Genomic DNA, 6,575 nt, shown 5'->3' on the forward strand with positions numbered 1-6,575 from the left:
ATAAAAAGTGAGCGTGACAACTTACTTCTTCATCCGTTTTTCAAGCTCAGAAGAGCTATGGGAGATGAGACTATGAACTAAGAATTTTCAAGATTAGTTCGGTTTCACTCCCTTTCTTTATCTTCCAAACTGTTTGTAACGATCAGTTTGTCATTAGAGGAAGTTTGCTTGAAACAAACATAGTCTGTGAGAGGGAAATGAATCAACTTTAAAAAGGTTTCTGCAAATTGTTCAGGAGGGGTAGGTTCAGGTTGGGTAATCCAAATTTCGATAAAGATCAAAATTCCTCTAACAAGAACTTGAGCAGCCTTTTCTTTTGGAATGTTTAATGTTTGATAGTCAATCGTAATATGTTGTTCAATCCATTGTCCATAGGTATTTCGTAAAAATTCCCTCCAATATGGATCTGCTGCTGTTGTAAAAAGACAGCTGATTTGTTTTCGGTGGGTGTATAAGATAGGAATCACTACCTCTGCAAAAAAGACAAAAGGATCAGGATAAACTTTCTTATCATAAGTTTGAAAAATCATTCGAAATTCAGCATCAAGTTCTTTATGAATATAGTCTAGAATTTCATGATTTCCATTGAAATGACGTTTATAAATGGCTTGTCTTGAAATTCCAGCTTTTTTGGCAATTTCTGCTAAAGAAAAATGCATTTTATTTGGATGTTCCATAGCAAGCTCAAAAAAAGCCTCTAGAATTTTTTCTCTCGTATTAAGTACCATCTTGCTCCTTCCTTATAAATATTCTAATTTAAAAAATATATGTAGTCTAGCAAAACCATTGAAAAAAGTTTACATTTTGTAAACCGCCTGCGAGATATCCTGTTGTATATCAATGGGGTGTTTAAAACTTTACAGTTTGTCAAGAAATAGAACTAAAATATAGAGCATTTTGATTGAAAGGACTATAAGGTAGTTGATATACTGGTATTAGTGGAGTTTTGTACTTTTGTACAAAGTCCTGAAAAACCATAGAAAGGAAATCGTCATGATTAAAAAAGCGATGAATCTTGTTGGGGTTGCATTATTGCTGGCTTCAACAATCTTATCACCAGCTAGTGCTGTTGCTCAGACATTGTCGAATCAATCTTCTACAGTGACAACTCAGTCATCCCCGAAAACAGGAACGACTGAACAGCCAACGTCTCCCACTGAGTCAACGCAAAAGACAGCAGATACTAGTTCTAGTCAGGGGCAGCAGCCTGCTACTGAGAATAAAGCGGAAGCTAATTCAAATGAGCAGGAAAATAAGCCAAGCACCTCAAAAGAAGAAAGCTCTGATGCTAGCCAAGTAAAAGAAGATACATCTTCACAAAAAGCTAGTAAGGTAGAGGAAAAGAGTGAGACTCAGCCAGGAGCTCCACCTGCTGCTAAAGATACTAAAGATACCCAAGCAGCTCCTAAAACTAAAAGGGCAGCAAAAGAAATAGATGCGATTACGCAATTTAGTATTACTGATACTAATGGAAAACCTTTAGACAAACCGTTGCAACAATGGGAACAATTTAAAATTGATGGTCAGTTTAAGTTGCCAAATAACGATGTGCATGAAGGGGATTATACAACATTCAAAATCTCAGAAAATTTAGTCTTAGTACCAATTCCTGATTTTGATATAAAAGACCCAAATGGTCAAGTAGTAGCACGTGCAAATGTAGATACGACAAATCGAACACTGAAATTGATTTATACTAAATATGTAGAAAATAAATCAGATATTACGGGTAGCTTTTATTTTTATACTTACGTCAATCATCATATTGTGAAAGAAAAGAAAAAAGTTCCAATCGAAATCACGGTTAACCGTAATGTGGTTAAAGTAGGAGAACCAGAATTTGGAGGTTTAACTCCGCCAACCCAAAAAGATTTAGCAAAAGTAGGCAATTTTAAACCAGACAATACCATCACTTATGATATCACTGTAAATCAGTCAGGAAAAGAAGTTCTGGATGCAAAAGTAACTGATATTTTAAAAACACCAAATGTTTCTTATGATAAAAATAGTTTTGAAATTTACAAAGGGAAATGGGTCATTGAAGATAATCGTTGGGTTTTAAAAGATAAAGAAAATGTTACAAGTCAATTTAAAGTAGAATTTCCCTCTGAGTCAGAATTTTTTATTAAGTTAGGGAAGATAAATAAAGGTGAGGGCTACCATATTAAATATAAAGCTAAGCCAAATTATAAATTACAAAGTGGTGAAGTCGTTGAAAATATTGCATCTCTTTGGTCCAGTGAAACAAAAATTATAGACTCTATCGCCAAAACGACCTATCTAGAAGCGGGCGGAAGTGCAGAAGGCTATGTTTATTCTATAACCTTGCATAAAAAAGATGAGACCTCTGGATCATCTTTGGCAGGAGCAGTCTTTAGAGTAACACGTGATCGGAATGGTGCTGTTGTAGGAAACTTCACTACGGATAGTACAGGAAAAGTCACGATTCCTAATTTGCTGAAAGACAATTATACTATTAAAGAAATCAAAGCGCCGGATGGTTATCAGTTAACAGGCAAAGAAATTAAGGTTAAACCAGAAAATTTCAATAGTAGTAAGTCTTACAGTTTAGATATTTCAAATAAACGGCAAAAAGTATCTGCGACTTTACAGGTAAATAAGAAGCTCGTTGGTCGCAAACTGAAAGCGCAAGAGTTTGAGTTTGATTTAGTTGATAATACTGAGGTTAGTCCAACTGTCGGTAAAATCTTGCAAACTGTTAAAAATAACGCCAATGGTGAGGTCAATTTCAAATCATTGGAATATACTAAAGCAGGAACTTATGAATATTTTATCCGAGAGAACAAAGGTTCTGCACCAGGAGTTACCTATGACCAAAAATTTATCACGGTAACAGTAGAAGTCAAGGAGAAATCCGGTAAACTTGAAGTTAGCAAAGTGACTTATATGACAGATGGAGAAGAAATTAAAAAACCAACTTTCAATAATCGCTATACTCCAGTTAAAACATCTGCTAAGTTAGAGGTGAAAAAAGTTTTAACAGGTCGTCCTCTTCAAGAAGGTGAATTTGAATTTGAACTCAAAGATCTACAACAAAATAAAAAGATTTTAGAAACTGTAAAAAATACGGCTGATGGTAAGGTTCAATTCAAAGAGCTTAAATATACTAAAGCAGGAACCTATCATTATACCATTAGTGAAAAGGCTGGTGATGTTCCAGGAGTTGAATATGAACCGAATCTTATCTCGGCAACTGTAACTGTCGAAGATAAGGGAGGAAAACTTGAAGTTACAAAGGTCACTTATTCGAAAGCTGGTGAGGAGACTAAACATCCAACTTTTGAGAATCGCTATACTCCAGGAAAAACTTTTGCTAGATTAGAAGTGAATAAAGTCCTGACAGGTCGTCAGCTACAAAAAGACGAATTTGAGTTTGAGTTGACTGGCAAGGAAGATCATATTCACCAAACGAAGAAAAATACCGCCACTGGTAAAATCCAATTTGATACAATTGAATATGACAAGGCGGGTGAATACCATTATACTATTAAAGAAAAAAACAACGGTCTAGGTGGCATTACTTATGATCCGAAAGAAGTAAAAGCTACTGTCAAAATTACAGATGACGGCAAAGGAAAACTACATTCTGAAATTGTCTATGAAAAAAACGACACTACCTTCAACAACACCTACACCACTCAAGCTACTTCTGCAACCTTTGATGTAACCAAGGAGTTAACGGGTCGCAAACTGAAAGCGCAAGAGTTTGAGTTTGAGTTGAAGGAAGATGGTAAGCCAGATGTTCTTCAAACGGCTAAAAATGATGCCAAAGGAAAAGTTCAGTTCCAAGCTATTAACTACGACAAGGCAGGTGAGTACCACTACACCATTACAGAAAAAAATAATGGTCTGACAGGAGTTACTTATGACTCGAGCGAAGTCAAAGTCACAGTTAAAGTAACGGATGATGGTAAAGGGAAACTAAGTACTACCGTGACTTATGACGGTGGTAAAAAGACCTTTAAGAATACGTTCACACCAAAAGAAATCACAGTACCACTACAAGTGACAAAAACTTTAACTGGTCGCAATCTACAAGATGACGAGTTTGAGTTTGAGCTGTATGATGGAAAAGATAATAGTTTACTTCAAACAGCTAAAAATAAAGCGGATGGTACGATTCCTTTCACAGCTCTTAAGTTCACCAAGACTGGTCTTTACAACTACCTTATCAAAGAGAAAGCTGGTAAGGTTCTAGGTGTTGACTACGATAAACAACCAATTAAGGTTACCATTCGTGTTCAACAGGAAGAGGATGGACAATTGATTTACAATATCGTCTACCTCGGTTTTGACGAGAGCGGTAAGAATAAAATTTCTAAACAAAGCTTTACAAATAAATATACTGCCAAAGGTACCGATGCTACTTTCTCTGTCACGAAGAAATTAACCGGACGTGCTTTGAAGGATGGCGAGTTTAGCTTTGAACTGAAAGAAGACGGCAAGGCAGACGTTCTTCAAACCAAGAAGAATGATAAAGCTGGTAAGGTTCAATTTGATGCAATCAAGTATCAAACTGTTGGTACCCACAAGTACACCATTACAGAGAAAAACACAGGATTGGGTGGTGTGACTTACGACACCAAGACCATCAAGGTAACAGTTGAAGTCACTGATAATGGTAAAGGTCAGCTTGTTTCAAAAGTAACCTATGAAAACAATGACCAAACTTTCAACAATACATACTCTAGTCAAAAGGTTAGTGCACAACTAAGCGTGACCAAAGAACTGACAGGTCGTGCATTAAACGACCAAGAGTTTGAATTTGAATTAGTCGGATCTGATGACAACATTCGTCAAACGAAGAAAAATGCAGCAGACGGTCGTGTTACTTTTGATGCGATTGACTATACAAAAGTTGGCACTTATCATTACACCATCAAAGAGAAAGACAATGGCTTAGGTGGTGTGACCTATGATAAGAAAGAAATCAAAGCGACTGTCAAAGTTACTGATGATGGCAATGGTCAGTTAGTTGCCCAAGTATCTTATGATACAGCTAATCCAATCTTCCGCAATACTTACCTTGCTAAGGAAACAACTGCGACATTAGAAGCGAACAAAGTGCTAACTGGTCGCGACCTAGAAGCGAATGAATTTGCCTTTGACTTGATTGATCCAAACGGTAAAGTGGTGGAAACCGTTAAGAACGCTAAAGATGGTAAGATTTCATTCAAAGAGTTGACATTCAAAACAGCTGGAACTTATACTTATACCATTAAAGAACAAGCTGGTGCTTTAGGTGGTGTGAAATATGACACCAAAGTAATCAAAGCAACAGTCACTGTCACGGATGATGGTAAAGGTCAACTACATGCAACAGTTGCTTATGAAAACAACCAAAACACCTTCACGAATACTTATTCAGCAGATAAAGCAACTGCGACTCTTTCTGCTAAGAAGCTATTAGAAGGTCGTAACCTCAAAGAAGGGGAATTTGAATTTGAACTGACTGGTACAGACGATCAAGTTCGCCAAACGAAGACAAATGCACAAGATGGTAGCGTCACTTTCGATACCATTGAGTATACTAAGGCGGGTACTTATCACTACACCATCACCGAAAAAGATACGAAACTCGGTGGCGTGAAATATGACACCAAAGTGATCAAAGCGACAGTCACTGTTACAGACGATGGTCAAGGCCGCTTAGTAACAAAAGTTGCTTATGAAAAAGATGATCAGACCTTCAAGAACACTTATTCCGCTGCAAAAACAAACGCACAACTCTCTGTTAAGAAAGCCTTGACAGGTCGTGCTTTGAAAGATGGCGAGTTTGAGTTTGAATTGAAAGGCCAAGATGATAAAGTTACTCAAAGCAAGAAGAATGCTCAAGACGGTAGTGTCACTTTCGACACCATTGAGTACACGAAAGCCGGTACTTATCATTACACCATCACCGAAAAGAACACCAGACTAGGCGGTGTAACGTATGATAAGAAAGTGATTAAAGCAACCGTAACCGTAACAGATAATGGTCAAGGTCAATTGGTAGCACAGGTTGCCTATGAACAGAATGACCAAACCTTTACGAACCAATATCAAGCTGCTTCAACGACTGCTCAGCTTTCAGCTAATAAACAATTAACTGGTCGTGACCTTAAAGCCGGTGAATTCAGTTTTGAACTGAAAAATGACAAGGACGAAGTGCTTGAAACGGCAACAAATGATAAGGACGGTAAGATTACCTTTAAGACGCTAACTTATACAGCAGTCGGTACATATCAATACACGATTATCGAAAAAGATACGAAGCTCGGCGGTGTGAAATATGACACCAAAGTGATCAAAGCGACAGTCACTGTTACAGACGATGGTCAAGGCCGCTTAGTAACAAAAGTTGCTTATGAAAAAGATGATCAGACCTTCAAGAACACTTATTCCGTTGCAAAAACAAACGCACAACTCTCTGTTAAGAAAGCCTTGACAGGTCGTGCTTTGAAAGATGGCGAGTTTGAGTTTGAATTGAAAGGCCAAGATGATAAAGTTACTCAAAGCAAGAAGAATGCTCAAGACGGTAGTGTCACTTTCGACACCATTGAGTACACGAAAGC

Annotated in this window: 2 protein-coding genes; one reads left to right on the forward strand and one right to left on the reverse strand. The window is 37.3% G+C overall.

The features are described from left to right. Positions 1-104: 104 nt before the first annotated feature. Positions 105-728, reverse strand: coding sequence for a TetR/AcrR family transcriptional regulator (locus tag IYQ91_RS07890; RefSeq protein ID WP_022526405.1), 624 nt, complete (start codon positions 726-728; stop codon positions 105-107). A 265-nt stretch (positions 729-993) separates the two neighbouring features. On the opposite strand from IYQ91_RS07890, the gene IYQ91_RS07895 reads away from it, so the two are divergent. Further along, positions 994-6,575 (forward strand): Spy0128 family protein (locus IYQ91_RS07895; RefSeq protein ID WP_195673540.1); only part of this gene is annotated, 5,582 nt, incomplete at its 3' end.

The organism is Streptococcus sp. HF-2466, from assembly GCF_015594645.1.
Lineage (GTDB): Bacteria > Bacillota > Bacilli > Lactobacillales > Streptococcaceae > Streptococcus > Streptococcus anginosus.

Excerpts from the sequence above, each read along its gene's own strand:
- IYQ91_RS07890 (WP_022526405.1), bottom strand. The coding sequence starts at position 728 with ATGGTACTTAATACGAGAGAAAAAATTCTAGAGGCTTTTTTTGAGCTT.